21 protein-coding genes are annotated in these 20,054 nt (G+C 66.0%); 9 read left to right on the top strand and 12 right to left on the bottom strand.

All coding sequences use genetic code 11. The features are described from left to right. The first annotated feature begins 475 nt into the window (after nucleotides 1–475). The 4 genes from QA609_RS18135 (at nucleotide 476) to QA609_RS18150 (ending at nucleotide 3,948) form a co-directional block, all read left to right on the top strand. The gene (locus QA609_RS18135) at nucleotides 476–1,054 is read left to right on the top strand and encodes a MaoC family dehydratase (RefSeq protein WP_278304025.1); all 579 of its coding nucleotides are present in this window, start codon (nucleotides 476–478) and stop codon (nucleotides 1,052–1,054) included. Then, complete coding sequence (locus QA609_RS18140) at nucleotides 1,051–2,286, top strand: Xaa-Pro peptidase family protein (protein WP_278304026.1); 1,236 nt, start codon at nucleotides 1,051–1,053, stop codon at nucleotides 2,284–2,286. Before QA609_RS18135 ends, QA609_RS18140 begins: the two co-directional genes overlap by 4 nt. Before the next feature lie 95 nt (nucleotides 2,287–2,381). Further along, entirely contained in the window at nucleotides 2,382–2,912 is a 531-nt protein-coding gene (locus QA609_RS18145) for an HNH endonuclease (protein WP_278304027.1), read from the top strand. A gap of 46 nt (nucleotides 2,913–2,958) precedes the next feature. Next, on the top strand, nucleotides 2,959–3,948 hold the full coding sequence (locus tag QA609_RS18150; RefSeq protein ID WP_278304029.1) for an asparaginase: 990 nt from the start codon (nucleotides 2,959–2,961) through the stop codon (nucleotides 3,946–3,948). A 78-nt stretch (nucleotides 3,949–4,026) separates the two neighbouring features. On the opposite strand, the gene QA609_RS18155 is transcribed toward QA609_RS18150, so the two are convergent. Together QA609_RS18155 and QA609_RS18160 are read right to left on the bottom strand one after the other, a co-directional pair. Beyond that, on the bottom strand, nucleotides 4,027–4,839 hold the full coding sequence (locus QA609_RS18155) for an ABC transporter permease (RefSeq protein WP_278304030.1): 813 nt from the start codon (nucleotides 4,837–4,839) through the stop codon (nucleotides 4,027–4,029). Beyond that, nucleotides 4,836–5,984 (bottom strand): ABC transporter ATP-binding protein, encoded by a 1,149-nt coding sequence (locus QA609_RS18160; protein ID WP_278304048.1) that lies wholly within the window; start codon nucleotides 5,982–5,984, stop codon nucleotides 4,836–4,838. The genes QA609_RS18155 and QA609_RS18160 overlap by 4 nt, the downstream gene beginning before the upstream one ends. A gap of 173 nt (nucleotides 5,985–6,157) precedes the next feature. Between QA609_RS18160 and QA609_RS18165 the strand changes: the two genes are divergently transcribed. Continuing rightward, nucleotides 6,158–7,681, top strand: coding sequence for an MATE family efflux transporter (locus QA609_RS18165; protein WP_278304032.1), 1,524 nt, complete (start codon nucleotides 6,158–6,160; stop codon nucleotides 7,679–7,681). A gap of 98 nt (nucleotides 7,682–7,779) precedes the next feature. Beyond that, nucleotides 7,780–7,944 (top strand): hypothetical protein, encoded by a 165-nt coding sequence (locus tag QA609_RS18170; protein ID WP_278304033.1) that lies wholly within the window; start codon nucleotides 7,780–7,782, stop codon nucleotides 7,942–7,944. A gap of 80 nt (nucleotides 7,945–8,024) precedes the next feature. Here the strand turns inward: QA609_RS18170 and QA609_RS18175 are convergent, their stop codons facing one another. Together QA609_RS18175 and QA609_RS18180 are read right to left on the bottom strand one after the other, a co-directional pair. Next, the gene (locus tag QA609_RS18175; RefSeq protein WP_278304034.1) at nucleotides 8,025–8,561 is read right to left on the bottom strand and encodes a TrmB family transcriptional regulator; all 537 of its coding nucleotides are present in this window, start codon (nucleotides 8,559–8,561) and stop codon (nucleotides 8,025–8,027) included. Between the two features lie 229 nt (nucleotides 8,562–8,790). After that, a complete protein-coding gene (locus QA609_RS18180; protein WP_278304035.1) occupies nucleotides 8,791–8,991 on the bottom strand; it encodes a hypothetical protein in 201 nt (66 codons plus the stop codon). A 127-nt stretch (nucleotides 8,992–9,118) separates the two neighbouring features. Between QA609_RS18180 and QA609_RS18185 the strand changes: the two genes are divergently transcribed. Both QA609_RS18185 and QA609_RS18190 read left to right on the top strand, forming a co-directional pair. Further along, complete coding sequence (locus tag QA609_RS18185; RefSeq protein WP_278304036.1) at nucleotides 9,119–9,901, top strand: aldolase/citrate lyase family protein; 783 nt, start codon at nucleotides 9,119–9,121, stop codon at nucleotides 9,899–9,901. A 92-nt stretch (nucleotides 9,902–9,993) separates the two neighbouring features. Continuing rightward, a complete protein-coding gene (locus QA609_RS18190) occupies nucleotides 9,994–10,308 on the top strand; it encodes a hypothetical protein (RefSeq protein ID WP_278304037.1) in 315 nt (104 codons plus the stop codon). A gap of 36 nt (nucleotides 10,309–10,344) precedes the next feature. Here the strand turns inward: QA609_RS18190 and QA609_RS18195 are convergent, their stop codons facing one another. The 5 genes from QA609_RS18195 to QA609_RS18215 all read right to left on the bottom strand — a co-directional run bounded on the left by QA609_RS18195 (nucleotide 10,345) and on the right by QA609_RS18215 (nucleotide 13,554). Next, on the bottom strand, nucleotides 10,345–10,593 hold the full coding sequence (locus QA609_RS18195; RefSeq protein ID WP_278304038.1) for a HalOD1 output domain-containing protein: 249 nt from the start codon (nucleotides 10,591–10,593) through the stop codon (nucleotides 10,345–10,347). Between the two features lie 42 nt (nucleotides 10,594–10,635). Continuing rightward, on the bottom strand, nucleotides 10,636–10,911 hold the full coding sequence (locus QA609_RS18200; RefSeq protein ID WP_278304039.1) for a helix-turn-helix transcriptional regulator: 276 nt from the start codon (nucleotides 10,909–10,911) through the stop codon (nucleotides 10,636–10,638). A gap of 402 nt (nucleotides 10,912–11,313) precedes the next feature. Then, nucleotides 11,314–11,646 (bottom strand): hypothetical protein, encoded by a 333-nt coding sequence (locus QA609_RS18205; RefSeq protein ID WP_278304040.1) that lies wholly within the window; start codon nucleotides 11,644–11,646, stop codon nucleotides 11,314–11,316. A gap of 159 nt (nucleotides 11,647–11,805) precedes the next feature. Next, the gene (locus QA609_RS18210; RefSeq protein ID WP_278304041.1) at nucleotides 11,806–11,958 is read right to left on the bottom strand and encodes a hypothetical protein; all 153 of its coding nucleotides are present in this window, start codon (nucleotides 11,956–11,958) and stop codon (nucleotides 11,806–11,808) included. A gap of 126 nt (nucleotides 11,959–12,084) precedes the next feature. Further along, entirely contained in the window at nucleotides 12,085–13,554 is a 1,470-nt protein-coding gene (locus QA609_RS18215) for a TIGR00366 family protein (protein WP_278304042.1), read from the bottom strand. A gap of 279 nt (nucleotides 13,555–13,833) precedes the next feature. Between QA609_RS18215 and QA609_RS18220 the strand changes: the two genes are divergently transcribed. After that, entirely contained in the window at nucleotides 13,834–14,034 is a 201-nt protein-coding gene (locus tag QA609_RS18220) for a hypothetical protein (RefSeq protein WP_278304043.1), read from the top strand. 100 nt (nucleotides 14,035–14,134) lie between these two features. On the opposite strand, the gene QA609_RS18225 is transcribed toward QA609_RS18220, so the two are convergent. Genes QA609_RS18225 through QA609_RS18235 form a run of 3 tightly spaced genes read right to left on the bottom strand, consistent with a single transcriptional unit; the run spans nucleotide 14,135 to nucleotide 19,817 of the window. After that, a complete protein-coding gene (locus QA609_RS18225; protein WP_278304044.1) occupies nucleotides 14,135–15,022 on the bottom strand; it encodes a molecular chaperone TorD family protein in 888 nt (295 codons plus the stop codon). Nucleotides 15,023–15,024: 2 nt separating this feature from the next. Further along, complete coding sequence (locus tag QA609_RS18230) at nucleotides 15,025–16,233, bottom strand: 4Fe-4S dicluster domain-containing protein (RefSeq protein WP_278304045.1); 1,209 nt, start codon at nucleotides 16,231–16,233, stop codon at nucleotides 15,025–15,027. A 2-nt stretch (nucleotides 16,234–16,235) separates the two neighbouring features. Continuing rightward, nucleotides 16,236–19,817, bottom strand: a complete 3,582-nt coding sequence (locus QA609_RS18235) for a molybdopterin-dependent oxidoreductase (protein WP_278304046.1) — start codon at nucleotides 19,815–19,817, stop codon at nucleotides 16,236–16,238. Nucleotides 19,818–20,054 lie beyond the last annotated feature (237 nt).

Here is a 20,054-nt window from a genome sequence, read left to right on the forward strand (position 1 = left end):
CGAGGCGTCCAATCGGACTGCGAGACGCCGGTATCAGGTCCAACTCGCTGGTAGCGGCGAGTCGCCCGAACGAGACCGATGGCGGTACCTCGAGATCGATGGATAGCCACCGAACGACACGAGACCGTCCACAGAAGGACTTCCCCTAGGGGAAGACCGAGTGCATGGGTGCAGGGTCGATACCGCTGCGTGCGTAAGCAACCGACGGTATAATACAACCGTTACGATTTTAGTTGAATAATAACTATTGCTAGTATTATTTGCTTGTGTCAGTTGATACAGGGTCGAACTCCGGAGGTCGTCTCGAGGCGTTCCCCGTCGCCCGTCGTACCGGGGATCAGTCGGGCACACGGATCGAACGGGCAGTGTACCGTACGCTGCCCGTTCGTTCGGCGGAACCGATCCGAACGGAGTAGGTCCCATAGCCGCTTTCCGGGAGTTACAACCCGACCGACGCCGACCGTCGAGACACAGTATGACCGACGACACCGAGACACAAGACGAAGTTCCCGAGTCGGAGCGACGCGTGGTCGCCGGCTGGCACGGCCGCTACTACGAGGATTTCGCGGTCGGTGACGTCTACAAGCACCCCTTCGGCCGGACCGTCACCGAGACCGACAACGTCTGGTTTACGAACGTGACGATGAACCTCAACCCGATGCACTTCAACGAGGCGTACGCCGCCGGGACCGAGTTCGACGAGCGCCTCGTCGACGGCACGTTCGTCATCGCCCTCGCCGTCGGAATGAGCGTGATCGACGTCTCGGTGAACGCGACCGCCAACCTCGGATACGACCGAATCCGCCACCACGCTCCCGTCTACCACGGCGATACGATCTTCGCGGAGAGCGAGGTCCTCGAGAAGCGCGAGAGCGACTCCCGCGACCACGTCGGGATCGTCACGACCCAGCTCCGGGCGTACAACCAGGACGGCACGAAGGTGCTCTCGCTCGAGCGGACGCCGATGGTGCTCAAACGAGCACACGCGGACCCGTCCGCCGCACAGCCGCCCGGCTGGCCCGAGGAAATCGGCACCCAGCCGGAGGACGCGTGAGCCGAGATCGCTCGTCGGCGGAGCCGAACCGGAGCGGAAACGCGACGCTCGAGCGGCTGGCCGACGCGACCGCGGCCGCGGGAGCGGACGCCTTCGTCCACGTCGGCGACCGGTTCGACGACGACCTCCGGTACCTGACTCGGTTCGCCGGGCCGGATCGGGACTACGCGTTCGTCCACGTCGACGGTCGCGCGACGCTGTGTGCGCCGCGGCTGTTCGCCGAGCAGGCCGAGCGGGAGTTTCCGGGAACGGTCGTCCCGGCCGGCGGGTCCTCGGCCTCGAGCGCGGCCGAACGGGCCCTCGAGATTCTCGACGAACGGTTGTCCTCGCCGCTCGAGGACGCGCGCGTACTCGCCCTCCCCTCGATGCCCGCCGGAGCGACGCGAGCTATCGCCAGTGCCGTTGACGAGGTAGCACTCGAGCCGATCGAACTCGGCCGAGCGTACAAGACGAGCGCAGAGCGGGACCGACACGCGTTCGTCCAGCGGGCAGCCCAGCGAGGGATGGCCAGGGCAGAGGCGGTGCTCGCGGGGGCGACTGCCGAAACCGCCGAGGACAGCCGGTACGACGAACTCCGCTGGCGCGGCGACCCCCTCACGACCGAACGACTTCGCCGGGAGGTGAACGCGACCCTGGCGAGATCGGGAGTCCGGAACGCTGGAAACACGGTGATCGGCGCCGGAGCGACCTGTGCGGACCTGCACTTCGCTGGCGAGGATCGAATCGACCCGGGCGAGACGGTGTTGCTCGATCTCTCCCCGCGCGGTCCGCAGGGGTACTACGCCGACCTCACGCGGACGTACGTCGTCGGCGACGTCGGCGAGTGGGAACGGCGCGCCTACGACGCGGTCGTCGAGGCCCAGGACGCGGCCTTCGATGCGCTTCGCGGCGGTGCCGGAACGCGCGCGGCCGACGTTCACGAGGCGGCGACCGGGACGCTCGCCGAGTACGGGTTCGAGTCCGGCGACGTCGACGTCGGGATGTACCACGGCACCGGCCACGGCGTCGGCGCCAGCCTCCACGAGGCGCCGTCGCTCTCGAGCGAGGAGCCGCTCGAGGCCGGCCACGTCGTCACCGTCGAACCGGGGGTGTACGACCCCGACCGCGGTGGAGTGCGACTCGAGGACCTCGTCGTCGTCACGGCAGACGGCTACGAGAACCTAACTGCCTACCCCTGTGAAATCGAGCCGAACCCCAGTCGAGACGAGACTCTTCCAGAACACTCCAACTAGCTATAACTCCATTTCACTCGCTTGGAGCGTCGTACCCCGTCGAACCGTAATTACAAAGACAGTTGAGACACTGAGCGTGAGAGTACAGCGATCCAATGAGTGACCGATCCGACGACGATCTCGAGGAGCTGGGGATCGACATCTCCGTTCGCGGCCCCGACGGGGAGGAACTCGAGTACGACGACGTCTCGGCCGACGAGGAACTCGAGAGCGGCGTCACGCCGGCCGGCGGCAACGAGGAGCGCTCGCTCGAGGACGTGAGCAAACAGTCCACGCGGGACTACCCCGACGACTGGGACCGGCGCCGACAGGAGGTCTACCGGCGCGACGACTACCAGTGTGCCAACTGTCGGCGCCGCGGCGGCCCCCACGGCGACGTCGAGCTCCACGCCCACCACATCGTCCCGAAGTCCCGCGGCGGGGTCCACGAACTCTCGAACCTGATCACGGTGTGTGAGGCGTGTCACGCCGCGGTCCACAACAGGGACGCGGTCGCGCCGACCGCGATCCCGCCCGAGGAGCGGGGGAAAACTGCCGGCGGCGAGCTCGCGGAAGCCGTCGACGAGATCAAGTCGGCGCGACGGCAGTACCGCTCGTGGAAGCGGCTGTTCAACAAGTTCTTCTGACCATCGAGGGCGACAAGCAAAGTAGCTCCGCTCGAGACACCACGGTATGCCACGCGTCCGCGTCCTGAGCACCGGCGGAACGATCGCATCGACTGACGGCGACGGCGGCGCCACCCCCTCGAAGGACGGCGACGACCTCGTCGCGGCCGTCCCGGAACTCGAGGACGTCGCGGCCCTCGAGGTCGAATCCGTCTGTGACGAACTCAGCTTTCACCTCTCCGCGTCGAACGTCGCGTCCCTGGCCCGAGCGGTCGAGCGGGCGGCCGAGGACGGCGTCGACGGCGTCGTCGTCACCCACGGCACCGACACGATGGAGGAGTCGTCGTACTACCTCGACCTGGTGAGCGACGCCGACGTCCCGGTCGTCTTCACCGGCGCGCAGCGACCCGCGGACATGGCCGGTGCGGACGGTCCCGCGAACCTCCTGCAGGCGGTCCGCACTGCGGCCGACGAGCGATTCACCGAAGGGGCGTACATCGCGTTCGGGAACCTCGTCCACGCAGCCAGATGGGTGACGAAGGCTCGAGCCGGACGCCCCGAGGCGTACGCCTCGCCCGACTCGGGTCCGGTCGCGGAGCTCACGGCCGACGGAATCTCGCTGCGCCGCGACCCTCGCAGCGAGTCGGTCTCGCTGCCCGCGACCGAGCTAACCGCTCGAGTCGAGATGATTCCCAGCGGGCTGGCCGTCGACGCTCGCCAGCTCGAGCGCGCCGTCGACGACGGCGTCGACGGGCTGGTTCTGGCGGCGAGCGGCATCGGGAACACGACGCCCGCAATCGGCGACGCCGTCGCCGACGCAGTGGATGCGGGCGTCCCCGTCGTCGTCGCGACGCGCTGTTTCGACGGCGCGGTGAGCGCCCGCTACGGCGGCCCAGGCGGCAGCCGAACCGTCCGCGAACACGGGACGATTCCGGCCGGCGATCTGCCGCCCTGGAAGGCCCGGATCAAGCTCGGGCTGGCACTTTCGGCCTATGACGAACGCGAGGCGGTCCGAACGGCGTTCGAGGAGCAACTCGGCGTCCCGACGACGGAGTAGCGCTCGCTCCCGATAGCGGCCGTGACGACGAACTCGTCAGTCTCTCTCCTGGCGGTTGCATCTCGAGGTCCGTGGTTGCTAGTAGTCGCCGAGGACGCCGAGCCGCCTCGCCCGGCGGGTCGCGTACTGGAACACCACGTACCCCAGGACCAGGTAGCCGACCGCGACCCCGACGAGGAGCCCCAGGTCGATCGGCGAGAACTCCCAGAGCCGGATCCCGTCGACCATCGCGCGCTGGAGGAGGGCGCTGCCGTGGGCGAGCGGGAGGAAGCGCATCCAGCCGAGGTCGAACGCGGGCGCGGAGATCAACACGATGAACCCGAACTGGAGGAGGTTAAGCCAGTTGCCGATCTGTTTGTAGAGGACGGTGATCCCGCCCGCCGCGAGGCCGAGGCCGAGCACCGAGACGATAGTGAGCGTCGCGACGGCGACGATCGTCAGGAGGTTCAACTCGAGCGTTGTCCCAGTGACGACGATCATGACGACCAGGATCACCGTCGAGGTGAGGAAGGTCCGAACGATCTTCGCGACGCCCTTCAACAGCGCGACGGGCGCGAACCCGAACGGCGTCATCACGTGGCGCTCGAGGGTCCCCCACTGAACCTCGCTCCCGATGTCGTTCGAGATCGAGGAGTAGGCGCCGACCGAGAGCGTCCACAGGAAGTAGCCGACGACGATCCCCTCGATCGAGTCGGTGAGCGCCTGCCCAGCGACCATCTGTCCGCCGTAGAAGAGGACGCCGAAGAAAAACAGCGAGACGACGATTCCGCCGACTGCGTTGGCGGGGTAGCGGACGAAGAGCAGGAACTCCCGGTAGAGAACGGCCCGCGCGAGGTGGCGGTAGCCCGCCTTCCGGGGCGTTTCGGCCGCCTCGGCTCCCCGCGCGGTCATCGCTCGTCCTCCTCGAGTCGCCGCGCAGTCCGCTCTCTCACCTCGGCGCTCGTCAGCTCGACGAACACGTCCTCGAGGTCCGGCTCGACGGTCCGCACCCGCTCGAGGGTGACGTCCGCGGCGCGGAGTCGAGCCAACAGCTCGTACAGCCCGTCGCTGTCCGTCGTGACGTCGATTCGCGCGCCGATCTCGAACTCCTCGACGTCGATCGCGTCGAACCGGTTTCGCAGCTCCGAGACGATCGGGCCGATTAGATCGGCGCTCGAGATCTGGACGCGGTGGCGGTCGGTTCCACGAAGCAGCGCGTCGACGCTGTCGTCTGCGATGATCCGCCCGTTGGAGACGATCAGCACCCGATCGCACACCGTCTCGACGACGTCCATGTCGTGGCTGCTGAGGACGACGGTGAGGCCCTCCTCCTCGACGAGACGTCGCAGCTCCCGCTGGAGGGTGCGCGAGCTCTCGACATCCAGTCCCAGCGTCGGCTCGTCGAGGAAGATCACCTCCGCCCCGCCAGCGAGGACGGTCGCCAGCGACACCTTCTGTTTCATCCCCCGCGAGAGGTCGCGGACGGGGACGTCCGCCTTCTCGGCGAGTTCCAGCTGCGAGAGGAGGCGGTCGTGTCGGCCCCGCACCGAGTCCGGATCGACGCCGCTGATCGTGGTGAAATATCGCAGGTTCTCCCGGACGGTCAGCCGCCAGTAGTCGTTTCGAGCGCCCTCGAGCATCGCGTCGACGAACGCGTACGCCTCGCGGGGGCGGTCGTAGACGTCGATCCCCTGGATCCGGACCGTTCCCTCGTCGGGAAACACCATTCCGAGGATCGACTTGATCAGCGTCGTCTTTCCGGCACCGTTCGGCCCCAGCAGTCCGACGATCGAGCCGGTCTCGATCTCGAGCGAGACGTCGTCGACGGCCGTAATCGCGTCCGTCCCGTCGCCGAACCGCTTGCTCAGCCCGGTGACGGAGACGGCCGGGGTACGACGCGCCGGTAGCGATCTATTGGTATCGTCGGTGACGCGGTCGGTCGGCTCGGCCCCCGTACCTGACCGTTCGACCGAGCCCCCCGAGACGGAGTTCGCGGCCGTCTCGTCGATCTCGGTACCTGTGCGCTCCCGACTCGCGGATCGACCGTCGTCGCGCACTGTCACACCCCGTAGAGGTGGCGAAGCTACAAAAGCTCGAGGCACCCTCCCGGTCCGGGCCGCTGCTCACCCGCCAGCTCCCGTTCGGCCGGCCAGAGCAGGTCAGCAAGTCGATCGAGCGATCACGGCGAAGGAGAAAGCGTTTCACCCCTTCGCCCCGGAGCGGTGAGTAGATGAGCCGAGAACGACGGGACCGGTCGGTCGACGTCATCAACGGGAAGCTGGTGTGGCCGTTGATCGTCCTCTCGGTTCCGATCGTCATCACCAACCTGCTGATGGTCGGCTACAACCTCGCCGACACGTTCTGGGTCGGCCGGCTCGGCCAGGCGGGCGTCTCCGCGCTGTCGTTTTCGTGGGCGATCATCTTCCTGGTCATCAGCTTCGGGATCGGCTTCAACGTCGCGGGGACCGTCCTCGTCGCCCAGAACAAAGGCGCCGGCAACGTAGAGCGGATCGCCCGGGTCGCCGGCCAGACCGTCACGTTCGTCTTCGGCCTCTCGATACTGATCGGAATCGTCGGCTTTCTGCTGACGCCAACGATGCTCCGACTCGTCGGCGCCGAGCCGGGTACCCTCGAGTACGAGTACGCCCGCACATACACCCGAACGGAGTTCGCGGGGATGCCCTTCATCTTCGCCTTCTTCGTCTTCCAGTCGCTACTGCAGGGGTGGGGCGACACGCGCACACCGCTGTACCTCATGACGTTCAGCGTCGCGCTCAACGTCGCCATCGACCCCTTTTTCATTCTGGGCTTTCAGGACAACGTCGTCTTCGCCTGGTTCGGCCTCGAGGCCCTCGAGGCACAGCTGTTCGCGCTTACGGGCTTCGACGGGTGGGCGGTCCAGGGTGCGGCGTTCGCGACGATCCTCTCTCGGGGACTCGCGGCCGCGATCGGCATCTGGCTGTTGCTCTCGGGGCGGGTCGGAATCGAACTCTCGGCTGGCGACTTCCGACCGGAGCTCGAGACCGTCAAACAGCTCGTGACGATCGGCCTCCCCGCGAGCGTCGAGGTCAGCACCAAGGCGTTCAGCGTGACGATCCTGACCGCGCTGGTCGCGCTGGCCGGCCCGACGGCGGTCGCCGGCTACGGCATCGGCACGCGCGTCACGTCGATGGTCGTACTGCCGGCGCTGGGGCTCGCCCGCGGCGTCGAGACCGTCGTCGGACAGAACCTCGGTGCCCAGCAGGTCGACCGCGCCAAGCGCGGAGTGTACGCCGCGGCCGGGCTCATCGCCGGCTGTTTCCTCCTGTTCAGCGGGTTCGTCTACGTGCTCGCCGATCCGATCGTCAGCTTCTTCATCACCGGATCGGGAGCGGCCGAGGTGACGGCCGTCGGCGCCGAGTACCTGCGGATCGTCTCGCTCTCCTTCGTCTTCCTGGGCGTGTTCTACATCGTCCAGGGAGCGTTTCGCGGAAGCGGCAGCACTCGGACCGCGATGGGGTTCGCGATCGTCGGCTTCATCGTGCTCCGCCCGCTGCTTGCCTACGGCCTCGCCGAGCCGCTGGGGATGAGCGCGACCGGGGTATTCATCGGGGACGCGCTGACGAACGTCGTCATCGTCGTGTTGGCCGGCCTGTACCTCCTCCGGGGGACGTGGACCGACAGCGTGGTCGAGGCGGAGCCGGATCGAGAGCCCGAACCGGGCGCCGAGGAGCGACCGCCGACCGCGAACGGTGGATTCGAGGAGGACGACTGACGAGACGGCCGTCGAGCGTTCGACAACGGTCGATCGTTACGCACCGAGCAGGCAGCTGAAAGCAGCAGTGTTTACCGTTCTACTGAGTATCAGAATATATGTCTGTTCTCACGGCAGTAAAAAAGCGTCTCTCGGGAGATGCTGCCGTGGTCTACGAGTGTCGGAACTGCGGAACGGTACTCGAGGCGAGCGAGTGGACCTGTCCGTCCTGCGGGTCGATCGAGGTCGCGGAGTACGACAGCGTGGAGTACGACGCTCCGTGAGTGGATCGGGCGCTACGGGGCCCCGTGACTGAGAGGCGGCTCCCGTCCCGCAGGGGAGCGGTCCCCCGAGGAGTCGCCGATCACGACGTCGACGGTTCGTTCCGAAGCGGCGCCTGTAGCTCCTCGACGTCGACGATCACCACGTTGTTCGTCTCCTCGATGGCCGTGATCTCGCCGACGACGACGAGACTCGAGACCGGAGAGGGACCGACGACGATCGGGTCCCCCTCCTCGAGGTCGCGGACCGACTGCTGGAAGTGGAGCTGCGCCCGGCAGAGGTCGGGGTGGTGAACGTTCGTGAAATCGATCTCGTCGACCGTCGCGTCGACGCGATCGTACTCGCGGGCGAGGGTGACGGTTTCCGCGTCGTCTAACTGCCGGCGACCGAGGATCCGGTAGGCGGCGTCGGTCGGCTCGTACCCGCCCTTCGGCCCCGCGATCCCCTCGGCGAGCCCGATCGAGGTGAGCGTCCGCATCTGATTCCGGACCGTGCCGGCGTTCCGATCGGTCTCGTCCGCGAGGGCCCGAGCGTTCACCGGTTCGCCGGTCGCCTGATACTCGTTGATCAGCGTCGTTATCGTCAGTCGCTGACTGCTGGTCAGATCGATTTCGCTCATACCTGCACAAACGGTCGTTCAGTTATACGGATTGTGGTTATCAGTTCGCTAACACCGGCGAAGCGACCACAGTCAAAGAGAAAGACGAGACTGTGCGAGGGGAGACCACCGGTGCCGATCCTTCGGTCGGGGCCGGCTCCCATGATTCGGACGGACTGCTGTACCGATGTTCCGGCGCAACCGCGACCCGGGCGGCGGTTGCGCCGGAACTGACCTACAGCGAACCGTATCAGGCCCTCTTCCCGCGAGTCGTGGTACTCCGACCGTACGTGATCACGTAGGCGGTCACTGACGCAAGTGCCAACAGCGGTAGCGAGTACAGAACGAGCGTGAGCGGATCCGGCGGCGAGACGATCGCCGCGAACGAAACCGCAAGCATCGCCAGGAGCAACGTCGTCGACAGGAACTTCGAGAACGTTTTGGAGTGCATACTGGGAACACTGCTGTTATTTCACCAGATCCTTTGTGTCGTCGACGATCCGATCCGAACGGCGGACGGGCTCGAACCGGGTTTCCGGATCCCCCGCGTTCAACTGGTTTCGGGGAGACGGAGTCCCATGACGGACCGATTACAGCCGTTGCTGGCGAGGGACGACCGCTCGGTCGGAAACTGGATCTCGATCGGCCACCCGACCGTCGCGGAGCTCTGCGCCCGAGGATTCGATTTCGTGGTTATCGACACCGAACACACGGCTCTCGACCTCGAGACCGTAGCGAACATGCTCCGGGCAATCGAGGCGCTCGACGAGGCGGTCGCGTCGATCGTTCGCGCCCCGGAGAACGATCGGGCCCGGATCAAGCGGGTGCTCGATCTCGGCGTCGACGGACTGCTGGTGCCGAGGATCGAGACGGCCGAGGAGGCCCGACGAGTCGTCGACGCGATGCGATACCCGCCGGAGGGGAGTCGCGGTGTGGCTCCCGCTCGAGCCTCCGACTACGGGCGGACGTTCGGCGAGTACGTCGAGCGCGCGAACGAGGAGCTGACGACGATCGTCCAGATCGAGACCGAACGCGGCGTCGAGCACGCCACGGAGATCGTCGAGGTCGACGGCGTGGACGCGATTATCGTCGGTCACGGCGATCTCTCGGCGTCGCTGGACGTCTTCGGCCGGTGGGACCACGAACGGTTCCAGTCAGCACTCGAGTCGATCCAGGAGGCCGCCCACGACGCCGGGAAGCCGGTCGGAATGCTCGCGACCGACGACGAGGAGATGCGGCGCTGGGTCGACGCCGGCGTCGACTTCGCGATCGCCGGCGCGGACCTGTGCTACCTCGCGGACGGGAGCGACGCCGCACGCGAGGCGTTCGAGTCGATGACCGCGGACGACGGCCCCGATTGAGTTCGGGCGAGGAGACGGCCTCGCGGGAACGAATCGCCGAGAGCGGCCGCTCTCGGCCCAACGACTATAGTCACCGCCGATCATGTCCTCCCATGGTCGAGGCACACCTTCGGGAGCTCGACGGCGAGCAGATCCGGTACAACGACGACACCTGGGAGTTTACCGGAACGATCGACGTGAAACAGAACGGAAACCGGATCCACGCGGCCGCGAAAAAACCCGAACGGGTCCGCGGAAACACCGGCACGCTCAATTTCACGCTCGACGATCCACCGGCCTCTCTCAATCCGGGAAATCTCGGCGACCTCCGGTGTGAACTCGAGCAGGGGGCGGACGGCCCCGTCCTCGTCGTCGATCGAAACCACACGGCCGATCGCTACACGCTGGACAGTCTGAGCTACGACTGAGCCGGCCGAGCGGCTTTTTCGACACCTCGGTTCGACTCAGTCGATTCTGACGATCGGTTCGTCGTCGAACTCGATGCGGATCGTATGTCCGGCGTACGGGAACTCGACCGTCCCGATCCGCACCGCTTCGCTCTCGGAATCCGCGAAGATCGCCTCGAGCGCGTCGGGATCGACCGCGTCGAACAGCGGCGGGAGCGCCATCGGATCGACGTTCTCGAGCGTCGCGACCCCGACGACGATCCGTTCGTGTATCTCGTTACCGACTTTGGTGAGTGTTTCAGTCATCGTTCTCCGGAACCATATTATTTCGTAAATACTTTCGTCTAATTATTTCTCGGTGTACTGGGAGACCCACTCCAGACGGTCCTCGATCGCACGCTCTCCGGTTTCGGTCAGTTCGTAGTAGTTCGTCCGGCGATCGAGTTGCCCCTTCTCGACGAGTTCCTTGTTGACGACCGCATCGAGGTTCGGGTACAGCCGACCGTGATTGATGTCGGCGCTGTAGTACTGCTCGATCTCCGCTTTGATATCCTGGCCCGACGGCTGTTCGGCACCCGCGATGACGTACAGGAGGTCTCGCTGGAATCCCGTGAGGTCGTCCATAGTATGAGAAGGTCTACAGGTGAGGGGTTTGTTATGTGCGTCTTAGAGACTGTTTGGGATAGTAAACGTTGTCTCCCGGCGATGACGGTAACATCGTCGCCCTCGAACGCGACGAGACAGCCCTCGTAGGTACTCGTCGCCGTTGATATCGCCGGCGAATTGCGTCGTTCGGGACTCGAGCGGCGATACTACCGATCGAAGGGGGAGCGTATGTCGGTCGTTCGGGGTCGACAGATATCGGTATCGTCCTCCCTGAAACCCAGGTCTCGACAGCTCCGGTAGCCGGCAGCTTCCTCGAGAACGGAGCGGCTAGTTACGTCGACTCGACAGTACGGAGTAGCTGTCGACGATCGGAACGAACGCGAACGGTTGCTCGGGCACGACCCGGGGCGCCGCTGTGAGTCAGTCGCCCGCTCCCATCGAGTCGTCTTCGGCCGTCCGGCGAGCCGTCTCGGCCAGGCGGTCCGACAGGTGGCGGGCCTCCTCGGCGGTCAGCGTCGCGTCGACGTGACCCGTTCCGTGATCACCCGCCATCGCGTCGACGCTCAGGACGACGTCGTCGCCGGACCGGCGAACCGAGACGTCGGCCCGATCGGGGTAGTCCCGCGGCGGACCGATCTCGAGGTCGTTCTCGCCGCGCGTGACGCCGAACTGGATCTCTTCCGGTCGCTCGAGGTCGAGCGTCTCGGTCTCGTCCGAGTCGGGCTTCTCGTCGCGGTTGGAGTCGGTGACCATGCCGGAACGTAGATCGGCCGGCGACTTGGCTGTACTGCCAGTCGGTGGCTCGGTCGCGGCTCGTGACCGAACGGAGCGGGCCCGATCGGGTTCGGAACCGGAAGGGATACCCCCCGGACGCGACCGACGCCATCCGCGTCCCGCATCCCGCCGAACGGTTCAGTCGACGGGCCCGAAATCCGTCTCGGCGACGTCCTCCTGACAGAAGAGACACCCCCTGCCGAGAAGCTCCGCTTGCACCATCGAATCGACGACGACGTCCTCCCGACAGCTCGGACACACGAACTCGTACCGATCCGAATCGGGTCCCATACTCGAAAGAGGGAAGGAGCGCACATATCGGACGATCCACAGTACGGTGGGTAGTGATCCTGTACGTCGGTCGACTGGGGTTGACCCCCGCCCGATCGACGGACGAAAAAAGGTCGCGGCGGTCGCTCAGAACATCCCGTACGGGAGGAGGTAGAGGACGATCGTCAGGAACGGGAACAGGGCGAGCAACATGACGGCCGCGTACCCGAACATCTCGCGAGCCTTGATTCGGGTGATGGCCAGCAGCGGGATCGCCCAGAACGGGTTCAGCAGGTTCGTGTGTGCCTCACCGACGGCAAAAGCCATCGTCGCATGCCCGAACTCGACGCCGAGCTGGTCGGCGGCCTCGAGGATCGAGGGTCCCATGACGATCCACTGGCCTCCGCCGGACGGAACGAACAGGTTGAGGATCGCCGCCGCCAGCCACGCGAAGATCGGGAACGTCTCGGGGGTCGAGAGCCCGATGATGAGGTCGGCGACCGCACCGGCGAGACCCGAATCCGCCATCATTCCCTGGATTCCGGCGAAGAAGGGGAACAGCAGGATGATGCCGGCCGCCGCCGACGACGCCTCGCCGAACTTGTCACGGTACGTAGAGGGGTTCGTCCAGACCAGTATCCCGGCCATCAGGAACGCGAAGTTGATCGTGTTGAGGTCCCACAGTTCGATCCCCTCGGTGACGAGCACCCAGACGACGTACCCGATGCCGGTGATCGCGAGGAGTCCGCCGAGAACGCGGCTGTTGTTCAGTCGCTCGGCTGGAACCGTCTCGTCGGTCTCGGACGCGTCCGGTTCGACGACGTTCTCGCCGCCGTCGGTACTCGTCTCGTACAGTTCGTCCTCCGGGATGTACTCGGTGATACCTCGAGCTCGGTCGCCCGACGGCGTGATGAGGTAAAGTACGGTGACCGCAAAGAGGATCGAGAGCACCGTCAGCGTGATCGTGTACGGGTGGAGGATCGTCTCCGTCACCGGAACCGGTTCGGAGACCACGGCGAAGGCCGTCCCCTCGCCGACCTCCGTCTCGTCGGTGAGCAACAGCGGCGCGGACCCGGACCACCCCCAGTGCCAGGTCAGGCCAAGCCCCATGTAGCCGGCGACACACAGCAGCGGATAGTGGACGTCGATCCCCTTCTCGTGTGCGACCTTCCCCATTTCGCGGGCGAAGATCGCACCCAGAATGAGGCTAAACCCCCAGTGAATCCAGGCGACGGCCATCGAGAACCCGGCGACGAGCACGACCGCCTGCGCGGGAGTGCTGGGGAGTTTGGCGAGCCGGACGAGGAGCCTGTTGGCGGCCGGGTGGTACGCGAGTACGAACCCGGTCATCAGAATCACGACCATCTGCATCGAGAAGTCGAGAAAGCCCCAGAACCCGCCGAACCAGAACTCGATCATATCGACCGGTCCGACCGCCCCGCCGCCGTTCGGCGGCTCGATCGTCCCGGTTTGATTCAACACGAGCCCGGCCGCGAAGACGAGATACGTGAGCAAGATCGCGAACAGGAACGGGCTCGGCATCCACCGCTCGACGATGCTCGAGAGTCCGTACCCGAACCGTTCGATAACCGAACCCCCTGTATCAGTTTCGGACATACAGACTACGTGTACGCAACTCGGATGATAAATAACATGGTTCGAATGCTGTTCGGATCGCCGACACGTACGGGGGTCGATACAGGTCGTCCGCGTCGCCTGTCGCCCCCCTCGAGGGCGGCGCTGGCCACTCGAGTAACCCCGATTCCAACCGAGGGAACCGTGTCTCGGCTCGGCCGATCGCGTCCGCTCGGATCGGCGGTCGACGATTCGGAGACGCGAACGTGACACCGTCGGGCCGCCGATGTGCTTACCTTGTCGAAGTGCGAACAGGTATCAATGGAAGATCTGAGTTCGTACGAGGTCGGCGACACCGTCCGCGATATTCGAGGTGACGGTAACGAGTACGAAATCGTCGAGAAGGAGCTGTCCTCCGTCGGGAAGGTCAACGCCGTCGTCGTCAAACCCGTCGGCGAAGACGGCAGGGAAGCGCGGGTCAGGATCCCCCAGTCGAAGTGGAGCGACACGTGGACGGCGTGATCGGCAGGCCAACGGCGACCTGTCCCACCCTCCCTCGGTCGTCCTGACTCCGTGTTTCAGCGTCCGAACGGGGTCGGCTATCGCATCCAATCGCCGGTCCTCACTCGAGCGACACGTTGTCCGACGAGAGAGACCGGTTCGAGCCGTCGGCATCCGATCCGCAGCCGCCACAACCGCGGCCCGCGTCGCCGAAGACGTCCTCGCTCCACTCCGTCACCGCCGGCGCGTCCGGCACCCACTCCGGCTCGAGCGCCAGCGTCTCGAGTTCGTTCTCGACGAGGGCTGCGAGCAGGTCGGCCAGCGCGGCGTAGAAGCCGTCGTCGTGCGCGCTGACCTCGTCGGCGAACCGCCAGAACCACCGACCGAGGTGGTCCTCGAGGAACGAGCCGCGGGCGTCGACGACGATCGCGACCCCCCCGTCGTCGCCGCGCCGTCGCAGCCGTGCCTCCCGGAGACAGCAGTGGCCCAGAAACTCCGTCAGGTAGCAGACGTGATCGCCGCGGTACGGCATCGCCTCGCCGACCTCGAGCCCGAAGGCGTCGTAAAACCCCCTGATGTCGGCGAGCTGACGGACAGTGGTCAGCAACGGTCCCGGCAGGTAGGTCAGCTCGTACGGCGAGACCGACCGTCCCTCCTCGACGCCGAACAGCGACGCCCACTGACGACCGAGTTCGCGTTCGGTGCTCTCGGCCGCGGCAGCACCGACGGCCTCGGCCGTCCGTCCGACGGCACCGTCGACGGTCGCGGCCGATTCGACGATCCCGTCGACGTAGCTCCCGTCGGCGAGCGCCGCCTCGAACTCGTCGTTCGGGCGGTCGAACCCGAGCGCGAGCAGCGAGTACAGCCGCCCACGGGCGGTCGCCGTCTCGGGGTCGCCCGACGGGAGCGGCGTACTCGAGTCGCCGTCCGCGCTGCGGTCGTCGGCCCGTTCGTTCGAGTCGTCGGTCCGTTCGCTCGGCGGTCCGCCGAGGATAGTGAAGTTGCTCATGATCAGGTGATGTCCAGTCGGTAGACCTCCTGCCCGTCGACCTCCTCGACGCGGTCGCGTTCGGCCTGTGGCTCCGTGATCGGGACCCGTCCCACCTCGTCGCCCTCGTAGTAGCCGATCGCCTCATCGCCGTCGACCTCGAACTCGGTGAGCGACCACTCGGTGCTGCCCATCAGGTTCAACAGCCCCTCGAGGCCCGGCTCGTCGCCGTCGCCGATGGCGCGGTACGTCTCGAGGGCGTCCTCGACGCCGGGGCCGAACAGCTGCTCGAGGTAGTCGATCGGCGCCGTCGTCGGCGGGATGTAGTAGACGTTAGGCTCGAGGCCGAACTGCGGGTACAGCGGCAAGGCGACCTCCTTCTCGTGGACGAGGAAGTCCATCGGGTTCGCGGGTCCCTCGAGCGGGTCGGCGTCGTCGGCCTCCTCGGGGGTGTTGATGTAGCCGTGGAGGCGGATTTTCCCGAGGCAGGTCTCGAAACACTGCGGCGCCCGCCCGTCCTCGGTCTTCGGGTAACAGCCGACGCACTTCTGGGAGATATTCTCGGCCGGGTTGAACTGGGCCTTCTTGTACGGGCAGGTCTCGTTGCAGACCAGTCGAGCCTGACACTCCTCGCGATCGATGAGGACGACGCCGTCCTCGGGGCGCTTGTAGATCGCCTGAACCGGACAGCCGCCGGCGCAGCCGGCGTACGTACAGTGGTTACAGATCCGGGGGAGATAGAAGAACCAGATCGGGTGCGTGTCGTCGTCGAAGTGCATATCCGACTCCATCTCCGTGCCGGCGGTTTCGTCCTCGCCGAGGTTGGGGTAGCGCCAGTCGTCCTGGATGTCCGGCATGAACCCGGCGACTTCGTCGTTGATGTTCTCCTCGGTCGGATGGTTGTCGGGGTCGTCCCAGTCGACGTCCTCGGTCTCGAAGATGGTGTCGCCCTCGTAGGTGTCGCCGTCCCACTCCATCGCACCCATATCCTCGAGGGTGCGCTTGTCCCAGCCGACGGGGTGGCCACCGTACGGTTTGGTCTCGACGTTGTTCCAGAACATGTGCTCCTGGCCCTCCTCGTGGGTCCAGGTCGTCTTGCACGCGAGCGTACACGTCTGGCACTCGATGCACTTGTTCAGGTCGAACATGGCCGCCCACTGTCGTTCGGGGCGGGCCTCCTCGTAGGGGAACTCGACCTCGCGGTTCAGCTGCCAGTTGTCTACCTGTGGCATGATTACTCACCTCCGGTGTCGACAAAGTCGCCGTCCAGGTACTGCTCCATCGCGTCGTCCTCGTAGCCTGGTCGCAGCCCCATCTCGGCGACCCGCCAGAGTCCCTCGCCCTCGAGGCCGCCGTCCTCGGCGTGCTCGACCCTGACGAACGCTTCCTTCGGAGCGCCGTTGGCGCAGTGGACGTCTCCAGCGTAGCCGGTCTCGATGTTCTGCCCGCCGTAGTTCTTCCGTGCCATGTCGTCGGTCAGCAGCGTCGGTCGGAACCACGTCCGGGTCGCACTCTGGTGGCCACCGTACCGGTACAGCGAGACGTAGTCGGTCTCCTCGTTCCGTGCCTCGCCGTCCTCGCGCTCCTCGTGACCCTCGACGCTGCCGTGAGTGGCCTCGTTCAGGTTCATCCAGCTCTTGATGATCCCCTGTGGGAGCGCCGGCTGGTAGCGCACGCGCATCATCGCACGAGTCACTTCGTAATCGTCGTCGTCCTCGTCCCAGTCGCGGTAGGGACGATCCCTGGGATCGGCGTCGACCCAGACGTAGTCGCCGTCCTCGAACCCCTCTTCCTGGGCGTCGGCGGGATTCATCTCGACGTACGCCTCGCCGACGTACGGTCGGCGTTCGTCCTCGCGGTCGAAGTCGCCGAAGTTGCCCCACCAGACCGCGATGTTCGGCAGGGCGTTGGCGAACGTGTGGGCGCCGTGGCGGTACTTCGGCGTCATGTAGTTGTAGCGGTACCCCTCGTCTAACTCCGTCAGCGGATGCTCGGACTCGAGGAACTCCTCGGTCTCCATTACCACGTTGCGCACCTGGCGGAGGTCGCCGTCGCGCTGGTCGGGATCCCAGCCGCGGTCCTCGGGCGTTTCCGGGTCGATCAGCGGGTGATCGCCGTCGTCGACGAGGACGTTTGGCTCGTTGGGCGTTCCGTCCATCACCTCCCGGAACACCGGGATGTTCTCGCCGGCGTCAGCGAAGTGCCCCTCCTCGCGGAAGAACTCGAGGCGACCGGTCTTCGTGTACCAGGGGTCGTCGTCCTGGATCTGGCGTCCCCCCTTGAACTTGGGGTAGGTCCCGGTCATGATGAGTTTCGGAACGCCGTCCGCGGCCTCCTCGAGCATCTCGTCGAGGTCGTAGCCGGCGACGGTGTTCGAGTTGTCGATGATCCGCTGGAGGTACGGTCGCGCCTGGTGGTCGTCCTCGTCGATGAACGCCCAGTAGTCCTCGAACCGATCGTCACCGGTGGCTTCCGCCAGCGCCTCCGCGACGCCCGCGTAGATCTGGGCGTCGTTCCGGGTGTTGTAGATACGCTCCTCGAGACCCGTCTCGGGCATCGTCATCACGAACGGGTTCGTCACCGAGGCCGTGATGTCGTGGACGTGGTGTTCGGCCCACGAGTCGACCGGGAAGACGATATCGGAGTACTCGCAGGTCTTCGTCCACCACCACTCGTTGGTGAAGACGGCCTCGATAGCCCCCGTTCGCAGCATGTTCTGGATGATATCGTAGGCGCCTTTCGCGTTGCCCAGAATCGAGTTCGAGCCGGCCGTCCAGAGGAACTTCGTCGGCGTGAACATATGCGAGTCGCCCATGTAGTACTCGCCGTCCTCCGGATCGTACTCGCCCTCGTCGTTGAACTTCAGCGGCCGATCGCCGTGGGAGTACCAGTGGGTCGACTGCGAGGTCCGGCGGCCGTCCTCGCTGGCGGGCTCGTCGGGGTCGAGTTCGGGGTCGAACGGATCCTCGTTGATCCACTGACTTCGCCCGTTGAAGTACGCGCCCCGGTAGTTCCCGGCGTAGCTGCCGACGTTGCCGCCGAAGTGGCCGACGTTGCGCGTCAGCGACGTCAGCAGGAACGAGGCGCGGCCGAACAGGTCCTGGTTGGTGTAGTGGTTCGGCCCCATCCCGGTCAACAGCAGCGCCGACTCGTGGGTCGTCCCGAACGCCTCGGCTAGGCTCTCGACCGCGTCGGGATCCGTGCCGGTGACGTCCGCGACCGTCTCGGCGTCCCACGTGTCGGCGAGGTGTTCGGCGATCAGATCGAAGACGGTGCGGACCTCGATCGTCTCGCCGTCGCCGGCTTCGCCGGCTGCCAGCGAATCATCCTGATTCGCGCTGTCGATGGTCTCGACCTCGAAGGGACCCTCGAGGCTCGCGGGGACGTCGAAGTCATCGCCGACCTCGTCGCGGCTGACCGCCACGTACTCTTCGGCCTCCTCGTCGCGAACGACAAAGTCGCCCCAGTCGGTCCGCAGGTCCTCGGTGAGGACGTTCTCCCAGACGTCGGTCACGCCCTCGCTCGGACGCTCCTCGTCGTCCTCGACGACCACAGTCTTCTCCAGTTCCGCGGGCTCGTAGCCCTCGATCACCTCGCTCGCGCGCAACAGTCGACCCTCGTCCATCCGCACCAGCAGCGGCATGTCGGTGTGCTGGCGGACGAACTCGGCGTCGTACATGTCCTCCTCGATGATCTGCCGGGCGGCGCCGAGCAACAGCGCCGTGTCGGTCCCGTTTCTGACGGTGATGAGTTCGTCACATTTCGTCGCCGTGGCGGTGTAATCGGTGAAGACGCCGGTGACGTCCGCTCCCTTCATCCGGGCCTCGGTCAGCCAGTGAGAGTCGGCCATCTTCGTACAGATCCAGTTCATCCCCATCAGGACGATGTGATCGGCGTACTCGGCGTTCGACAGGTCGAAGTCGACGGTCTGCTGGCCGGTGACCATCGTGTGGCCCGGCGGCAGGTCCGTGTGCCAGGAGTAGTTGTCTAAGCCGACGCCGCCGACCGCCTCGTCCTCGTCGACGTCCCGGACGTTGTGATCGACCAGCGCCATCTGGTTCGCCACCCGGTACATCCCCATCAGACGGATCAGTCCCAGGAGCGGCATTCCGCCGCGGAACTTCATCGTCTGGATCCCGGCGCCGCCGGTCTCCTCGACGACCCGCTCGTCGTACTCCTGCTCGAGGAGCGACTGCTGGCCGGCCTCGCCGCTGTAGTGGTCGGCGATCTCGAGGATCGTCTCCGCGGCGAGCTCGTAGGCCTCCTCGAACGAAACTTCTTCCCAGCCGTCCTCGCCGCGCTGGGCGTACTCCTCGGGCATCGAGCCGTCGTCCTCGCGGGGGAAGCCGTCCTCGACCCACTCGAGGAACCCCTCCCGGACCATCGGCGCGTGGACGCGACGGTCGCCGTAGAAGCGTTCGATCATCGCCAGCCCCTTCTGACAGACGCGGGGATCCCAGCGGTGGGAGGCCTGGTTCCCCTGTAGGTCGGTCGCCTCGCCGTAGCCCATCGACGGCTGGAGGCGCGTGATCGTCCCATTGGTGACCTGGGCCTCGAGGTAGCAGTTGTGGGTGTCGTTTGGCGTACACGTCAGCATGAACGTGTCGTCGACGTCCCAAATATCACGGTAGAACTCCTCCCAGTCGCGGTCCGGGTACTCCTCGAAGACGTTCATCGGCGCGTCGTCCGGATCGGCAACGCCGGGCAGCGAACAGCCCGCGAGTCCGGCGAGCGCGGCGGCCGACCCCGCCTTGAGAACGGATCGGCGAGACGGGTGCTTCCCGGCCTCCACCCTCGGGTCGCTCTCGCTGCTCATCGGCCCACCTCCTCGCCGGACACGCTCGAGCGTCCGAGCCGTGCAGCCACGTGGCGGGCCGCGTCACTGTCGTTGAAAGCCGATCGACGATCGCGGGTGTCCCACTGATTCTGGCGCCCCTCCCGGGGCACCTGGCGGCGCGGTCGCCGCGACGGCCGGAACGCGACGCCCGCAGCGTCCCTCCGTCCGCTGGTGGCCGTGTGATTCCTGGGCATACGGTTACCCCTCTGATCGCCG

The sequence above is a fragment of the Natronococcus sp. A-GB7 genome (genome assembly GCF_029688865.1).
Classification (GTDB): Archaea; Halobacteriota; Halobacteria; order Halobacteriales; family Natrialbaceae; genus Natronococcus.